At 56.1% G+C, this 15,087-nt stretch carries 15 protein-coding genes; 10 read left to right on the top strand and 5 right to left on the bottom strand.

All coding sequences use genetic code 11. From position 1 onward, the window contains the following. Positions 1-7: 7 nt before the first annotated feature. From kdpC to kdpF, 4 genes are read right to left on the bottom strand one after another with little or no spacing between them, the layout of a single operon-like run. Positions 8-583: a potassium-transporting ATPase subunit KdpC gene (gene kdpC, locus FOC35_RS02625; protein ID WP_172568060.1), complete on the bottom strand. Its 576-nt coding sequence runs from the start codon at positions 581-583 to the stop codon at positions 8-10. Positions 584-595: 12 nt separating this feature from the next. Continuing rightward, positions 596-2,644: a potassium-transporting ATPase subunit KdpB gene (gene kdpB, locus FOC35_RS02620; protein WP_016535394.1), complete on the bottom strand. Its 2,049-nt coding sequence runs from the start codon at positions 2,642-2,644 to the stop codon at positions 596-598. Positions 2,645-2,657: 13 nt separating this feature from the next. Further along, a complete protein-coding gene (gene kdpA / locus FOC35_RS02615) occupies positions 2,658-4,343 on the bottom strand; it encodes a potassium-transporting ATPase subunit KdpA (RefSeq protein ID WP_172568059.1) in 1,686 nt (561 codons plus the stop codon). Then, positions 4,343-4,432 (bottom strand): K(+)-transporting ATPase subunit F, encoded by a 90-nt coding sequence (kdpF, locus tag FOC35_RS02610; protein ID WP_083478380.1) that lies wholly within the window; start codon positions 4,430-4,432, stop codon positions 4,343-4,345. Before kdpF ends, kdpA begins: the two co-directional genes overlap by 1 nt. 313 nt (positions 4,433-4,745) lie before the next feature. Between kdpF and FOC35_RS02605 the strand changes: the two genes are divergently transcribed. From FOC35_RS02605 to nei, 7 genes are all read left to right on the top strand, one after another. After that, complete coding sequence (locus FOC35_RS02605; protein WP_016535397.1) at positions 4,746-4,952, top strand: YbfA family protein; 207 nt, start codon at positions 4,746-4,748, stop codon at positions 4,950-4,952. Between the two features lie 90 nt (positions 4,953-5,042). After that, complete coding sequence (locus FOC35_RS02600; RefSeq protein ID WP_172568058.1) at positions 5,043-5,999, top strand: 2-thiouracil desulfurase family protein; 957 nt, start codon at positions 5,043-5,045, stop codon at positions 5,997-5,999. A 13-nt stretch (positions 6,000-6,012) separates the two neighbouring features. Next, positions 6,013-7,422, top strand: a complete 1,410-nt coding sequence (gene phrB / locus FOC35_RS02595; RefSeq protein ID WP_172568057.1) for a deoxyribodipyrimidine photo-lyase — start codon at positions 6,013-6,015, stop codon at positions 7,420-7,422. A 15-nt stretch (positions 7,423-7,437) separates the two neighbouring features. Beyond that, complete coding sequence (locus FOC35_RS02590) at positions 7,438-8,181, top strand: type 2 GTP cyclohydrolase I (protein ID WP_039899149.1); 744 nt, start codon at positions 7,438-7,440, stop codon at positions 8,179-8,181. A gap of 13 nt (positions 8,182-8,194) precedes the next feature. Continuing rightward, positions 8,195-8,851 carry a 5-oxoprolinase subunit PxpB gene (gene pxpB, locus FOC35_RS02585; RefSeq protein WP_172568056.1) on the top strand — a complete coding sequence of 219 codons (657 nt, stop codon included), beginning with the start codon at positions 8,195-8,197 and terminating at the stop codon, positions 8,849-8,851. Further along, a complete protein-coding gene (gene pxpC, locus FOC35_RS02580) occupies positions 8,845-9,777 on the top strand; it encodes a 5-oxoprolinase subunit PxpC (protein ID WP_172568055.1) in 933 nt (310 codons plus the stop codon). Before pxpB ends, pxpC begins: the two co-directional genes overlap by 7 nt. A gap of 18 nt (positions 9,778-9,795) precedes the next feature. Then, entirely contained in the window at positions 9,796-10,587 is a 792-nt protein-coding gene (gene nei, locus FOC35_RS02575) for an endonuclease VIII (RefSeq protein ID WP_172568054.1), read from the top strand. Between the two features lie 46 nt (positions 10,588-10,633). Here the strand turns inward: nei and FOC35_RS02570 are convergent, their stop codons facing one another. After that, on the bottom strand, positions 10,634-11,920 hold the full coding sequence (locus tag FOC35_RS02570; protein WP_016535404.1) for a citrate synthase: 1,287 nt from the start codon (positions 11,918-11,920) through the stop codon (positions 10,634-10,636). Positions 11,921-12,565: 645 nt separating this feature from the next. Between FOC35_RS02570 and sdhC the strand changes: the two genes are divergently transcribed. Genes sdhC through sdhA form a run of 3 tightly spaced genes read left to right on the top strand, consistent with a single transcriptional unit; the run spans position 12,566 to position 15,077 of the window. Beyond that, the gene (gene sdhC / locus FOC35_RS02565; protein ID WP_016535405.1) at positions 12,566-12,970 is read left to right on the top strand and encodes a succinate dehydrogenase cytochrome b556 subunit; all 405 of its coding nucleotides are present in this window, start codon (positions 12,566-12,568) and stop codon (positions 12,968-12,970) included. Next, the gene (sdhD, locus tag FOC35_RS02560; protein ID WP_172568053.1) at positions 12,964-13,311 is read left to right on the top strand and encodes a succinate dehydrogenase membrane anchor subunit; all 348 of its coding nucleotides are present in this window, start codon (positions 12,964-12,966) and stop codon (positions 13,309-13,311) included. The genes sdhC and sdhD overlap by 7 nt, the downstream gene beginning before the upstream one ends. Further along, positions 13,311-15,077 carry a succinate dehydrogenase flavoprotein subunit gene (sdhA, locus tag FOC35_RS02555; RefSeq protein WP_016535407.1) on the top strand — a complete coding sequence of 589 codons (1,767 nt, stop codon included), beginning with the start codon at positions 13,311-13,313 and terminating at the stop codon, positions 15,075-15,077. Before sdhD ends, sdhA begins: the two co-directional genes overlap by 1 nt. Positions 15,078-15,087: the final 10 nt, after the last annotated feature.

Raw genomic sequence — 15,087 nt, 5'->3', positions numbered from 1 at the left:
TTCCTTTTTACTTCGCCTGTAGATTGTCCAGGGCCAGGTTCAGCTTAACGATATTCACTACCGGCATGCCGATAAAGTTAACCAGCGGCGTGGTGGTGTTGGCTTCCACCAGGCGAGCAACTTGCTCAACCGGCAGATTCCTTGCCTGAGCAACGCGTGGGATCTGCCAGGCGGTTGCTTCCGGGGAAAGCTGCCCGTCGAGGCCGCTGGCGGAAGTGGTTACCAGCTCAACCGGTACAGCCGGACTTGCCTGCGGGTTAGCCGCACGCAGTGCGCTAATACGTGCTTTAACCTCTTTGTCCAGCTCCGGGTTGCTGGCCGCAAGGTTACTGCCGCCGGATGCCATTGGATTATAGGGGCTATCCGAAGTGGCAGAAGGGCGGCCCTGGAAATATTTTGCGTTGGTAAAGTCCTGGCCGATGAGTTCTGAGCCGCGAACTTTGCCGTCTTCGACGATTAACGAGCCGTTTGCCTGGGCCGGGAACCACCACTGGCCCAGCAGCGTGGCGATGAGGGGGTAAACCCCTCCGGTAATCAACGTTAAGACAATCAGCAATAATAAAGCGGGGCGTAGCGTAGCCATGTTCTCTTCCTCTTAGACCAGACCGCAAACGGTCAGGATCACATCTATTACTTTGATGCCGATGAACGGCACAACTATTCCGCCTAAACCATAAATCCACAGGTTGCGGCGCAGCATTGCGGCGGCGCTCAGCGGTTTGTAGCTAATGCCTTTCAGGGCCAGCGGGATCAGGCAGATAATGATCAGCGCATTGAAAATAACCGCACTCAGAATTGCCGAAGCAGGGGAGTGCAGGTGCATCACGTTCAGGGCGTTAAGCTGCGGGTAAGTTGCCGCAAACGCCGCCGGGATAATGGCGAAATACTTCGCCACGTCGTTGGCGATACTGAAGGTGGTCAGCGACCCGCGCGTCATCAGCATCTGTTTGCCGATATGCACGACCTCAATCAGCTTGGTCGGGTTGGAGTCCAGGTCGACCATATTGCCGGCTTCTTTGGCCGCCTGCGTTCCTGAGTTCATCGCTACCGCAACGTCAGCCTGGGCCAGAGCCGGGGCGTCGTTGGTGCCGTCGCCGGTCATCGCCACCAGGCGGCCTTCGGCCTGGTACTGGCGGATAAGCGCCAGTTTGGCTTCCGGCGTGGCTTCAGACAGGAAATCATCCACCCCGGCTTCGGCGGCAATTGCGGCGGCGGTCAGGCGGTTATCGCCGGTAATCATTACCGTTTTGATACCCATCTGGCGCAACTGTGCGAAACGCTCTTTGATCCCACCTTTAACGATGTCTTTCAGCGCGATTACGCCCAGCACGTTAGCGCCTTCGGCAACCACCAGCGGCGTACCGCCCTGGCGTGCAACGCCTTCTACCAGCGTGTCTACCTGAGCCGGGAAGTGCCCGTTGTTCACCTCAACGTGGCGGCGAATGGCATCCACGGAGCCTTTGCGGATCATGCGGTCCTGAATGTTGATACCGCTCATGCGGGTTTGGGCGGTAAACGGCACAAACGTCGCCTGCAGGCTTTGCACATCGCGTTCACGCAGGTTGAAGCGCTGTTTTGCCAGCACCACAATGCTGCGGCCTTCCGGCGTTTCATCCGCCAGTGAGGCCAGCTGTGCCGCGTCGGCCAGCTCTTTTTCATCCACGCCCGGAGCCGGGAGGAAGGCGGAAGCCTGGCGGTTGCCGAGCGTAATGGTGCCGGTTTTATCCAGCAGCAGCACGTCGATGTCGCCCGCAGCTTCTACCGCACGACCGCTGGTGGCAATAACGTTCGCACCCAGCATGCGGCTCATCCCGGCTACGCCGATGGCGGAAAGCAGCCCGCCGATAGTGGTTGGGATCAGGCAGACCAGCAGAGCAACCAGCACGGTTACGCTGGCAGCGGCGCCGCCGTAGGCCGAGAACGGCCACAGCGTGGCGGTTGCCAGCAGCAGCACGATAGTTAAGGCAACCAGCAGAATGGTCAGGGCGATTTCGTTCGGCGTTTTGCGGCGCTGAGCGCTTTCAACCATGGCAATCATGCGGTCGAGGAAGGTTTCCCCCGGGTTCACGCTGCACTGAATGACCAGCCAGTCGGACAGGATGCGTGTGCCGCCGGTGACCGACGCGAAGTCGCCGCCGGACTCACGGATAACCGGCGCGGACTCGCCGGTGATGGCGCTTTCATCCACTGATGCCCCACCTTCCAGCACTTCGCCGTCGCAGGGGATAATATCCCCGGCTTCGACCAGTACCACGTCGCCTTTACGCAGGTCGGCCGCCGGAATATGGTCAACCTGAGCATCGTGCTGTGGGCTACGCAGCTTGCGAGCCCAGCTGGTTTTTTTCACGCCTTTCAGGCTATTGGCCTGGGCCTTACTGCGGCCTTCGGCCAGCGCTTCAGCAAAATTAGCGAACAACACGGTAAACCACAGCCACACGCTGATAGCGAGGGTGAATATGGCGTCACCCTGCTGCATGCCGGTGAGCATCGCTATCCCCAGCAGGGTAGTGATAACGCTCCCTACCCAGACGATAAACATCACCGGGTTGCGCCACTGCACCTGCGGCGTGAGCTTTTTAAAGGAATCAATTAGCGCCTGACGAATCAGACCCGGTTCAAACAGCGCCAGTTGCTTGCGACTCATGGAAGCCTCGTATTCAGAAATTAACCAGAGAAAGGTGTTCCGCAACCGGGCCTAAAGCGAGGGCGGGGATAAAGGTCAGGGCGCCAACCAGCAGCACTGTCCCAATCAGTAAACCGATAAACAGCGGGCCGTGGGTTGGCAGCGTACCGATGCTGACAGCCTGGGATTTTTTTGCTGCCAGAGAACCGGCAATCGCCATCACCGGGATGATGACCGCGAAGCGGCCAAACCACATACACACCGCCAGCAGAACGTTCCAGAACGGGGTGTTGGTGCTCAGGCCTGCAAAGGCGCTGCCGTTGTTGTTGGCGGCAGACGAAACCGCGTAAAGCACTTCGCTGAAGCCGTGAATGCCGGGGTTAGCTATGCCGCTGCGGCCGGCGTCGGTCATTAGCGCCAGGGCGGAGCCAAGCAGAACCAGCGCCGGGGTTATCAGGATCGCAAGCGAGGTCATCTTCATTTCCGGCACATCGATTTTTTTACCGAGGTATTCAGGAGTACGGCCAATCATCAGCCCGGCGATAAACACCGCCAGCAGCACGAACAGCAGCATGCCGTAAAGGCCCGCACCGACGCCGCCAAATACCACCTCGCCAATTTGCATCAGCCACATCGGCACCATGCCGCCGAGCGCGGTAAAGGAGTCATGCATGGCGTTGACCGCACCGCAGGATGCTGCGGTTGTGATGACCGCAAACAGGCTGCTGGCGAGAATGCCGAAGCGGCTCTCTTTCCCTTCCATATTGATGTTGCTGTTGGCGCCGAACTGGCCGAAGTGCGGGTTACCCTGCAATTCTGCCCACATAACCACCGCCGCGCAGACCACGAAGATTATCGTCATCGCCCAAAGCAGAGCGCGGCCCTGACGGCGGTCGCCTACCGCTTCACCAAAGGCGAAACAGAGCGCGGTCGGGATCAGGAAGATCGCAAGCATCTGGACGAAGTTGGTCAGCGCCGTTGGGTTTTCAAACGGGTGAGATGAGTTAGCGTTAAAGAAGCCGCCGCCGTTGGTGCCGAGCATCTTGATAGCTTCCTGAGAGGCAACTGGCCCCATCGGCAGTAGATGCTGAACGCCTTCAATCGTGGTGTAAGGCTGGTAAGCAGAGAAGTTCTGCAGCGAGCCCTGGCTGATAAAGAACAGCGCCATCACCAGAGAAATAGGCAGCAGGATGTAGAGCGTGACGCGAGTTAAATCGACCCAGGCGTTACCCAGCGTGCTGGCTGAATGACGCGAGAAGCCGCGGATCAGGGCAAACACCACCGCAATACCGGTCGCCGCCGAAACGAAGTTTTGCACCGTCAGGCCAACCATCTGGCTGAAGTAGCTCAGCGTGGTTTCCCCGCCGTAGGACTGCCAGTCGGTATTGGAGACGAAGCTTACCGCCGTATTCAGTGCCAGGTGCCAGGAGAGCCCGGGGAGCTGCTGCGGGTTAAGCGGCAGGCTGCCCTGGAACGTCAGCACCATAAACAGCACCAGAAGCCCAAAAACGTTGAATGCCAGAATCGCCATTAAATAGCGTTTCCAGCCCATCTCTTCACCCTTGCTGCCGATTAGCCACCACAGCAGCGGCTCGATGCGGCCAACCACCGGTAGCGGTTCACCTTCAATCAGGCGAGCAAGCACGCTGCCTAAAGGCCTGGCAAGAATGAAGAGCACCAGCAGAAAGCTGGCGATCAGTAAAAATCCGGACGCAGCCATTAAAAAGCCTCCGCTTTAATCAGGGCATAAACCAGGTAACCCAACAGCACGAAGACCAGCACGATGCCGGTTATGACGCCTGCACTCACAATCCACCTCCAACGGTGCGTTTAGCATTTGGCGGCAGAATAGGATTTCGGGTGAAAAGATGTCGTAAAAGTCCGGGGGCAGGGTGTAAAAAAAGTATAAAAATGGAAAAGCCATTAGTTAACTAATGATTAGTATTTATTTAACCATTTTGTAACTTAATTACGAAGTAAAGGCCAGGCAGGGCACAAAAAAGCACAAATATCTGGTCGGAGGAGTAGTAAACTTTCAGGCAATGAGATACTATTTTGACCAGATAACAAGTTTCAATTTTCCGGCCTGTGTTGCCGGTCACAAACTAAGAAGGAGAAGCCTATGTCTTTATATAAAGAATACCCTGCGCATCAGGTCATCCTGCGTCGCGTGTTTGCTGTTACCGCTGGCGTACTGGCCCTGCCGGTGATGCTGTTCTGGAAAGATCGCGCCCGTTTTTACAGCTACCTGCATCGCGTCTGGTCTAAAACCAGCGATAAACCGGTGTGGATGGCGCAGTCAGAAGCAGCCGCCTGTGATTTTTACTAAAAGCTGAATCGTTTTGACAAAAGCTACCTTCGGGTAGCTTTTTTGTTGCCCGCGTCTTGCTACACTTAGTTAACAACTAAGGAGCCGACAATGAACGACAGCATTCCGATTGGTATCAGCGCCTGTTTACTTGGGGAAAATGTTCGCTTTGACGGCGGCCATAAGCGAATGGCGTTTGCCGTTAACGATCTTGCTCCCTGGGTGCGCTTCGAAGCCATCTGCCCTGAAATGGCTATTGGCCTTCCCACACCTCGCCCGGCGCTGCGCCTGGTAAAAATCAATGAGGGTGAAATTGCCCTGCGTTTCAGCAACCAGACCGAAGGAGACCTTACCGCAGCGATGCAGGATTTCTCCTCACGCCGGGTGAGCGGGCTGGAACATCTCTGCGGCTACATCGTCTGCGCCAAATCCCCGAGCTGCGGGCTGGAGCGCGTACGGGTTTACGACGCCGATAGCAAAAATAATCGTAAAAGCGGCACCGGTATTTTTACCACCGAACTTCAGCGTCAGTTTCCCTGGTTGCCGGTAGAAGAGGATGGGCGGCTTTGCGACCCGGCTATCCGCGAGAATTTTGTCGAACGAGTCTATACGCTGCACGACCTCAATCTGGTGCGCAAAGGCGGTTTAACGCGCGGGAAGCTGATTGCCTTCCACAGCCGCTATAAATTGCTGCTGCTAGCCCATTCCCAGCCGGAATATCGGGAACTGGGGCGTTTTGTGGCCTCTATCGAAAACTGGGCATCGCTGGATGAATTTTTTGTCGAGTATCGCCTGCGTTTAATGTCCCTGCTGGCACACCACGCCACGCGCCGCAACCACACTAACGTGCTGATGCATGTTCAGGGTTATTTCCGCCGCCAGCTTAATGCGCGCCAGCGTCAGGAGCTGTCTGACCTTATTGCCCGCTATCGCCAGGGGACGCAGCCTTTGCTGGCGCCTGTCACCCTGCTGAAGCACTATATGGCAGAATACCCGGACCATTATCTCGAGCAGCAGCGCTATTTTGAACCGTACCCCGAGGCACTTCGCCTGCGTTACGGCAACTAATTCAGGGAGAGTTATGGCCACTCATCTGGTCTGGTTTCGCAACGATCTTCGTCTTCACGATAATTACGCTTTGCATGCCGCCTGCCGCAATCCCGATGCGGCAGTTATCGGATTATTTATCGTTACGCCCGAGCAGTGGCGGCAACACGTTATGGCGCCGAAGCAGGCGGGATTTATCTTTGAGCATCTTAAAGCGTTGGGTGCTGCGCTTGCTGACCGCGGAATAACGCTGCACATCAGGCAAGTAGCGGATTTTGCTGAATCGCTCGACTGTGTGAAACAGTTTTGCGAGCAGCAGCAAGTTGATGCGCTTTTTTATAACTACCAATACGAAGTTAACGAACGCGGGCGTGATGCCGCGCTGGAAAAAACGCTCGGCCGGGATGTGGTCTGCCAGGGCTTTGATGACAGCCTGTTGCTGCCTCCCGGAAGCGTCACAACCGGCAACCGCGAAATGTATAAGGTGTTTACTCCCTTCAGTAAGGCCTTTATCAAACGCCTGCACGAAGGCCTGCCGGAGTGCGTTCCCGCCCCCAAAAAACGGGGCGATGCCGTATTCCATGAGGATTTTTCTTTCGATTTTCCTCGTGAAAAGTTCGAGGCAAGCCTTTTCCCCGTGGGCGAGCAGGCGGCTATTGCTCAACTGCGCGCGTTTAGCCTTGAGCCGGTAGCCCGCTATCCGGAGCAGCGCGATTTTCCCGCTATCGAAGGCACCAGCCGCCTTTCGCCTTATCTGGCTATCGGCGTTTTATCCCCCCGCCAGTGTCTGCATCGCCTGTTAAAAGAGCACCCCAAAGCGCTGGAGGGCGAGGCGGGAGCCACCTGGCTTAATGAGCTTATCTGGCGTGAGTTTTACCGCCACCTGATGGTCGCTTACCCTAAACTTTGTCGCCACCGGCCGTTTATCGCCTGGACCGATAAAGTACGCTGGAACGACGATATTAAAATGCTGGAAGCCTGGCAGCAGGGGAAAACCGGTTACCCGATTGTGGATGCGGCCATGCGCCAGCTGAATGAAACCGGCTGGATGCATAACCGCCTGCGCATGGTGGTGGCGAGCTTCCTGGTCAAAGACCTGCTTATCGACTGGCGGCAGGGCGAGCATTATTTTATGTCGCAGCTGATTGACGGTGATTTAGCGGCGAATAACGGCGGCTGGCAGTGGGCGGCTTCCACGGGCACCGACGCCGCGCCTTACTTCCGTATTTTTAATCCAACGACCCAGGGCGAGCGGTTTGACGCCGAAGGCGACTTTATCCGTCACTGGCTGCCGGAACTCGCCGGAGTGCCGGGCAAACAGGTGCATACGCCGTGGGTCTGGGCCGAAAAACAGCAGCAAACGCTGGACTACCCGCGCCCGATTGTCGACCATAAACAAGCCCGAATAGCGACGCTTGCGGCCTATGAGGCGGCAAGAAAATAACTGAAGAGAATAATGATGAAAAACAGTGAACTGGAACGCCTGATTAATGAAAAGCTGAACAGCGCGGCCATCAGCGATTTTGCGCCAAACGGCCTGCAGGTTGAAGGCCGGGAAGAGGTCAAAAAAATTATTACCGGCGTCACCGCAAGCCAGGCATTGCTTGATGAAGCGGTTCGTCAGCAGGCCGATGCTGTGATTGTGCACCACGGTTATTTCTGGAAAAACGAATCACCCGTTATTCGCGGCATGAAGCGTAACCGCCTGAAAACGCTGCTGGCTAACGACATCAATCTGTTCGGCTGGCACTTACCGCTGGACGCGCACCCTCAGCTCGGCAATAACGCCCAGCTTGGCGCGTTGCTGGGGATTGAAACCAAAGGTGAAATTGAGCCTCTGGTGCCGTGGGGCGAATTCCCAACGGCGCTTTCCGGCGTTGAGCTGGCGTCGTGGATTGAGATGCGCTTAGGCCGCACGCCGCTGTGGTGCGGCGACACAGGCCCCGACCAGATTCGCCGCGTGGCGTGGTGTACCGGCGGCGGGCAGAGCTTTATCGACAGTGCGGCACGCTTTGGCGTGGATGCGTTTATCACCGGTGAGGTTTCCGAGCAGACCATTCATTCCGCTCGCGAGCAGGGGCTGCATTTCTATGCCGCTGGTCATCATGCTACAGAGCGCGGGGGTATTCAGGCGCTCAGCGACTGGCTGAATAGCGAAACCGACCTCGATGTAACCTTTATCGATATTCCGAACCCCGCTTAATGCCGGAGGGCGTGTGCAACGAGCTCGCTGTTATTTGTTAGGTGAAAGGGCGGTCGTTCTCGAGCTGGAACCGCCGGTTTTATTAACCAGCCAGCAACGCATCTGGGGTCTGCTGCGCCGCCTTACCGCCTCTGATGAGGTGAGTGAGGCCATTCCCGGCATGAATAACATCACCGTGGTGCTCAAACACCCTGAACGCCTGGCGCTGGACGGCATTGAGTGGCTGCAAAGCTGGTGGGAAGAGAGTGAGGCCTTTGCCCCTGAATCCCGCCGGGTTGAGATCCCGGTGATTTATGGCGGCGAGCAGGGCCCGGATCTTGACGTAGTGGCGCGCCACAGCCAGCTTACGCCGGAGCAGGTGGTAGCGCTTCATTCAGGCACGGAATACATCGTCTATTTCCTTGGCTTCCAGCCGGGGTTCGCTTACCTGGGCGGTCTGCCGGAGACGCTTGCGACGCCGCGCCGCGGGGAACCTCGCCTTCAGGTTGCCGCAGGCTCGGTAGGCATCGGCGGCGGGCAGACGGGCATTTACCCGCTTGCAACCCCGGGAGGCTGGCAAATTATTGGCCGGACTTCCCTCAGCTTGTTTACCTCCGGCGGCGAGCCGCCAACCTTATTATTACCCGGAGACAGCGTGCGCTTTGTGCCGCAGAAGGAGGGCGTATGCTGAATATTCTTCGCGCCGGAATGCAGACCAGCGTGCAGGACACCGGGCGGGAAGGTTTCCGTCAGTTTGGCGTCAGCCGCTGCGGTGCGCTCGATGCTCCAGCTGCCAGTGTCGCCAATTTGCTGGTGGGCAACGAGCAGGATGCGCCGCTGCTTGAAATCACTCTCGGGCAGTGCGTTGTAGAGTTTGAAAAATCAGGCTGGTTTGCGCTAACCGGCGCGGGCTGCCATGCGGAGCTGGACGGCAAGGCCGTCTGGACAGGATGGCGCTTGCCGGTTAAAGCAGGGCAGCGCCTTACGCTGAAAACGCCTTCCCACGGGATGCGGAGCTATCTTGCCGTTGCGGGCGGGCTGGATGTGCCGCAGGTTATGGGGTCAGCCAGTACCGACTTAAAAGCGGGTATTGGCGGCTATCATGGCCGCTTGTTACGCGACGGCGATCGAATTCCTTTGAAAGCGGCGCAGCGCAAATTCCAGCATTCTCGCGGGGTAAAACAGCTGCTTTGGGGCAACCGCATTCGCGCCCTGCCGGGGCCGGAATATCAGGAATTTAGCAAGACCGCACAGGAAAGTTTCTGGCGGCTTCCGTGGCAGGTAAGTCCGCAGAGTAACCGCATGGGCTACCGATTGCAGGGGGCCGAGCTGGAACGGGGGATCGAGCGGGAGATGTTGTCTCACGGGCTACTGCCGGGTGTTATTCAGGTGCCGCATAACGGCCAGCCGATTGTGCTGATGAATGACGCCCAGACCACTGGCGGCTACCCGCGTATTGCCTGCGTTATCGAGGCTGACCTTTACCATCTGGCGCAGGTGAGGCTGGGCGAGCCGATTCATTTTGTTCAGTGCTCGCTTGAGGAGGCGCTAAAAGCGCGCCGTGAACAGGCAGTCTATCTTGAACAGCTGGCGTGGCAATTGGCGCAGGAAGACTAAGCATTTGAGGAGTGTAGTATGCCGGAAGGACCGGAAATTCGCCGCGCGGCGGACAAGCTTGAAGCCGCCGTTGCCGGTAAGCCGTTAACCGAAGCCTGGTTTGCTTATGAGGAGCTAAAACCGTTTGAGGCCATGCTGACGGGCAAAACTATCGAGCGGATTGAAACCCGCGGCAAAGCGATGTTGACGCATTTCTCTAACGGGCTGACATTATACAGCCATAACCAGTTGTATGGCGTCTGGCGCGTGGTTGAGGCTGATAAAGAGCCAGAAACTAAGCGAGTGCTACGGGTTAAGCTGCAAACGGCTGAAAAAGCTATTTTGCTGTATAGCGCTTCGGATATTGAAATACTCGAGCAGGAGCAGATTGAAAAGCATCCATTCCTGCTGCGCGTAGGGCCGGATGTGCTGGATGAAACCTTAACGGTGGAGCAGGTCAAAGTGCGCCTGCTGTCGCCGCGTTTTCGCCGCAGGCAGTTCAGCGGCCTGCTGCTGGATCAGGCATTTTTGGCCGGGCTGGGTAACTATCTCCGGGTGGAAATTCTCTGGGAGGCCGGGCTTGCGCCTCATCATCGTGCCGAAGATCTCACCGTTGAGCAGGCTGAGCGTTTTGCCTCAGCTCTGCTGGCCATTCCGCGTTTGTCCTATCAGACTCGAGGGCAGGTTAATGAGAATAAACATCACGGAGCTATCTTCAGCTTCAGGGTGTTTCATCGTGCCGGGGAGCCGTGCGAACGCTGCGGTGGGATAATTGAAAAAACGATGCTTTCATCAAGGCCTTTTTACTGGTGCCCGGCCTGCCAGAAATAAAAAAAACGCGCCATCGGGCGCGTTTTTTACTCAGAAAGCTGAAATATTACTTTTTGAGGTCGGATTTGAAATCACGTTTGTCGTAGCCGGTGTACAGCTGACGAGGACGGGCAATTTTGATGCCGTCGTCGTGCATTTCGTTCCAGTGCGCAATCCAGCCCACGGTACGCGCCATCGCGAAGATAACGGTAAACATGGAAGATGGGATGCCCATCGCTTTCAGGATGATGCCGGAGTAGAAGTCCACGTTCGGGTAGAGTTTCTTCTCGATGAAGTACGGGTCGTTCAGCGCGATGTGTTCCAGCTCCATCGCCACTTCCAGCAGGTTGTTATCCTTCAGGTTCAGCTCTTTCAGCACTTCATGACAGGTTTCACGCATCACGGTGGCGCGCGGGTCGTAGTTTTTGTACACGCGGTGGCCAAAGCCCATCAGGCGGAAAGAGTCATTCTTGTCTTTGGCGCGACGGATGAATTCCGGGATGTGCTCAACGGTGCTGATCTCTTCCAACATTTTCAGCGCGGCTTCGTTTGCGCCGCCGTGTGCCGGCCCCCACAGGGAAGCAATACCCGCGGCGATACAGGCAAACGGGTTAGCGCCTGAAGAGCCTGCGGTACGCACGGTGGAGGTTGAAGCGTTCTGCTCGTGGTCCGCGTGCAGGATAAGGATCCTGTCCATGGCGCGTTCCAGAATTGGGTTAACTTCATAGTCCTCGCACGGCGTGGAGAACATCATGTTCAGGAAGTTACCGGCATAGGAGAGGTCATTGCGCGGGTAAACGAACGGCTGACCAATCGAATATTTGTAACACATCGCTGCTACGGTCGGCATCTTGGAGAGCAGACGGAAGGCGGCGATTTCGCGGTGACGCGGGTTATTCACGTCCAGCGAGTCGTGGTAGAACGCCGCCAGCGCGCCGGTTACGCCGCACAGAACCGCCATCGGATGCGAGTCGCGACGGAAGCCGTGGAACAGACGGGTGATCTGCTCGTGGATCATGGTGTGGCGGGTAACGGTGGTTTTGAATTCTTCGAACTGAGCCTGAGTGGGCTTTTCGCCGTTCAGCAGGATGTAACAAACTTCGAGGTAACTTGATTCGGTTGCCAGTTGGTCAATCGGGAAGCCGCGGTGCAAAAGAATGCCTTCATCACCGTCGATGTAGGTGATTTTGGACTCACAGGATGCGGTAGACGTGAAGCCCGGGTCAAAAGTAAATACACCTTTAGAACCAAGACTACGGATATCAATTACATCCTGACCTAGCGTGCCCTTTAGCACATCAAGTTCGAGAGCATCTTCACCCTTAAGAGTGAGGTTTGCTTTAGTATCAGCCATTTACGGTCTCCTTAGCGCCTTATTTCATAAGACTGCCGGGCGCCGGATTTGCATTCGAACCCACAATGGTTGGTTACCAGTTTTTTATTTGGCTCGCGGCTCTGTTTAGAGGAGTACAACCAGGGTACAGAGCGATGGGCGCTTGCAGGTAACACTCGCTTTGAGGGCGAAACAACAGCAAATCAGCGTTTTAGCAATCAGTATCATTCAAACCTGTATATCACTAATAACTGTCCTGATCTCTCGGGTCAATACCCATCCACTGTTACATAACTATTACTCAGGTGAAAGGCTGACCCTATAACTTTTGCGAATTATACGGCTTTTCTGGCCCTGTTTGTAACAAGAATGTTTAACTTTTGTCAAATCAGATGATTAAAATTTAAAATAATGTTGTTATCGTGATCGTGCTCACTGTTCCGAGCAAAACCCTTCAAACATTATGTGGGTTAATTGTAATGATTTTGTGAAGAGCCTATACTGCCGCCAGGTCTCCGGAACACCCTGCTACCGGGAGCCACCCAGCGTTGTAGCCAGTTCTCTGGCCTCTGGATGTAGCTGTTTTTTGCATGACGCACAGTTATAGAAAGTTAGCGCTGTCTGACCCCGAATGCAGATCCGGAGGAAGGAAACAATAAGAAGAGCATGTGGGCGCTATTCATGATAAGAAACGTGAAAAAACAACGACCTGTCAATCTGGATCTTAAAACGATCCGGTTCCCCGTCACTGCAATCGCTTCCATCCTCCACCGCGTTTCCGGCGTGATCACATTTGTGGCGGTCGGGATTCTGCTTTGGTTGCTGGGACTATCACTCTCCTCCCCGGAAGGTTTTCTGACTGCCTCGGCCGTGATGGGCAGCTTTATCGTTAAATTTATAATGTGGGGCATTCTGACGGCTCTGGCCTATCACGTCGTGGTGGGCGTTCGCCACCTGCTGATGGACTTTGGCTATCTGGAAGAGACCCTGGTAGCGGGCAAACGATCCGCACAAATTTCCTTTGTGATTACTGTTGTGCTTTCAATTCTTGCAGGAGTCCTCGTATGGTAAGCAATGCCTCCGCATTGGGTCGCAATGGCGTGCACGACTATGTGCTGGTTCGCGCTACCGCCATCGTATTAACCCTGTACATCATCTATATGATTGGCTTCTTCGCTATTAACAGCGAGCTGACCTACGACGTCTGGCACGGCTTCTTTGCCTCTGCCTTCACCAAAGTTTTCACCCTGCTGGCGCTGTTCTCTATTTTGATTCATGCCTGGATTGGCATGTGGCAGGTGTTGACCGACTACGTTAAACCGCTGGGCATTCGCCTTCCTTTACAGCTGCTGATTGTTGTCGCGCTGTTGGTTTACGTCATTTATGGATTCGTTGTGGTGTGGGGTGTGTAATGAATTTGCCAGTCAGAGAGTTTGATGCCGTAGTTATCGGCGCCGGTGGTGCAGGTATGCGCGCAGCGCTACAGATATCCCAGTCGGGCCAGACCTGCGCCCTGCTGTCAAAAGTTTTCCCAACCCGTTCCCACACCGTGTCTGCGCAGGGCGGTATTACCGTTGCGCTGGGTAACACCCACGAAGACAACTGGGAATGGCACATGTACGACACGGTAAAAGGTTCCGATTACATCGGTGACCAGGACGCCATTGAATATATGTGTAAAACCGGTCCAGAAGCGATTCTGGAACTCGACCATATGGGTCTGCCTTTCTCCCGTCTGGAAAATGGCACCATCTATCAACGTCCGTTTGGCGGCCAGTCTAAAGACTTTGGCGGCGAGCAGGCGGCACGTACTGCTGCCGCAGCTGACCGTACCGGTCATGCGCTGCTGCACACCCTGTACCAGCAGAACCTGAAAAACCACACCACCATCTTCTCCGAGTGGTATGCGCTTGATTTGGTGAAAAACGCCGATGGCGCAGTCGTCGGCTGTACCGCGCTGTGCATCGAAACCGGTGAAGTGGTTTACTTCAAGGCCCGCGCAACCGTGCTGGCAACCGGTGGTGCTGGCCGTATTTATCAGTCCACTACCAACGCCCACATCAACACCGGCGACGGTGTCGGCATGGCGCTGCGTGCGGGCGTGCCGGTGCAGGATATGGAAATGTGGCAGTTCCACCCAACCGGCATCGCCGGGGCCGGGGTTCTGGTTACCGAAGGCTGCCGCGGTGAAGGCGGTTACCTGCTGAACAAACACGGCGAGCGCTTTATGGAGCGTTATGCCCCGAACGCGAAGGATCTGGCGGGTCGTGACGTGGTAGCGCGTTCTATCATGATCGAAATCCGTGAAGGCCGCGGCTGTGATGGCCCGTGGGGTCCGCACGCTAAACTTAAACTCGACCACCTGGGTAAAGAAGTTCTGGAATCCCGCCTGCCGGGCATCCTGGAACTGTCCCGCACTTTCGCCCACGTAGATCCGGTGAAAGAGCCGATTCCGGTTATCCCAACCTGCCACTATATGATGGGCGGTATTCCGACCAAAGTAACCGGCCAGGCGCTGACCGTGAACGAGCAGGGCGAAGACGTCGTCATCCCTGGCCTGTTCGCAGTGGGCGAGATAGCCTGCGTATCCGTACACGGTGCAAACCGTCTGGGCGGCAACTCCCTGCTTGACCTGGTGGTGTTTGGTCGTGCGGTGGGCCTGCATCTGCAAGAATCCATTGCCGAGCAGGGCGACCTGCTTGACGCAACCCAGGCCGAAATCGATGCCTCCCTTGAGCGCCTCAACCGCTGGAACGGTAACCGTGACGGTGAAGATCCGGTGGAAATCCGTAAAGCGCTTCAGGAATGTATGCAGCATAACTTCTCGGTATTCCGCGAAGGTGATGCGATGGCCAAAGGTCTTGAGCAGCTGAAAGCCATCCGCGAGCGCCTGAAAAACGCCCGTCTGGACGATACTTCCAGCGAATTCAACACCCAGCGCGTTGAGTGCCTGGAGCTGGATAACCTGATGGAAACCGCTTATGCAACGGCCGTTTCCGCTAACTTCCGCACTGAGAGCCGCGGCGCTCACAGCCGCTTCGACTTCCCGGAAAGGGATGATGCGAACTGGCTTTGCCACAGCTTGTATCTGCCAGAGTCGGAAAGCATGACCCGCCGTGAGGTGAACATGCAGCCGAAACTGCGCGCGGCCTTCCCGCCGAAAGTGCGTACTTATTAATAGCGGAGAC

Source organism: Cedecea sp. FDAARGOS_727 (assembly GCF_012273235.1).
GTDB lineage: Bacteria > Pseudomonadota > Gammaproteobacteria > Enterobacterales > Enterobacteriaceae > Cedecea > Cedecea davisae.
This window is presented reverse-complemented; position numbering and strand designations above follow the sequence as displayed.

Bases quoted from the DNA above. Each gene is read 5' to 3' on its own strand.
- kdpC (WP_172568060.1), bottom strand. From the start codon at position 583: ATGGCTACGCTACGCCCCGCTTTATTATTGCTGATTGTCTTAACGTTG.
- kdpB (WP_016535394.1), bottom strand. From the start codon at position 2,644: ATGAGTCGCAAGCAACTGGCGCTGTTTGAACCGGGTCTGATTCGTCAG.
- kdpA (WP_172568059.1), bottom strand. From the start codon at position 4,343: ATGGCTGCGTCCGGATTTTTACTGATCGCCAGCTTTCTGCTGGTGCTC.
- FOC35_RS02605 (WP_016535397.1), top strand. From the start codon at position 4,746: ATGTCTTTATATAAAGAATACCCTGCGCATCAGGTCATCCTGCGTCGC.
- FOC35_RS02600 (WP_172568058.1), top strand. From the start codon at position 5,043: ATGAACGACAGCATTCCGATTGGTATCAGCGCCTGTTTACTTGGGGAA.
- phrB (WP_172568057.1), top strand. From the start codon at position 6,013: ATGGCCACTCATCTGGTCTGGTTTCGCAACGATCTTCGTCTTCACGAT.
- FOC35_RS02590 (WP_039899149.1), top strand. From the start codon at position 7,438: ATGAAAAACAGTGAACTGGAACGCCTGATTAATGAAAAGCTGAACAGC.
- pxpC (WP_172568055.1), top strand. From the start codon at position 8,845: ATGCTGAATATTCTTCGCGCCGGAATGCAGACCAGCGTGCAGGACACC.
- nei (WP_172568054.1), top strand. From the start codon at position 9,796: ATGCCGGAAGGACCGGAAATTCGCCGCGCGGCGGACAAGCTTGAAGCC.
- FOC35_RS02570 (WP_016535404.1), bottom strand. From the start codon at position 11,920: ATGGCTGATACTAAAGCAAACCTCACTCTTAAGGGTGAAGATGCTCTC.
- sdhC (WP_016535405.1), top strand. From the start codon at position 12,566: ATGTGGGCGCTATTCATGATAAGAAACGTGAAAAAACAACGACCTGTC.
- sdhD (WP_172568053.1), top strand. From the start codon at position 12,964: ATGGTAAGCAATGCCTCCGCATTGGGTCGCAATGGCGTGCACGACTAT.
- sdhA (WP_016535407.1), top strand. From the start codon at position 13,311: ATGAATTTGCCAGTCAGAGAGTTTGATGCCGTAGTTATCGGCGCCGGT.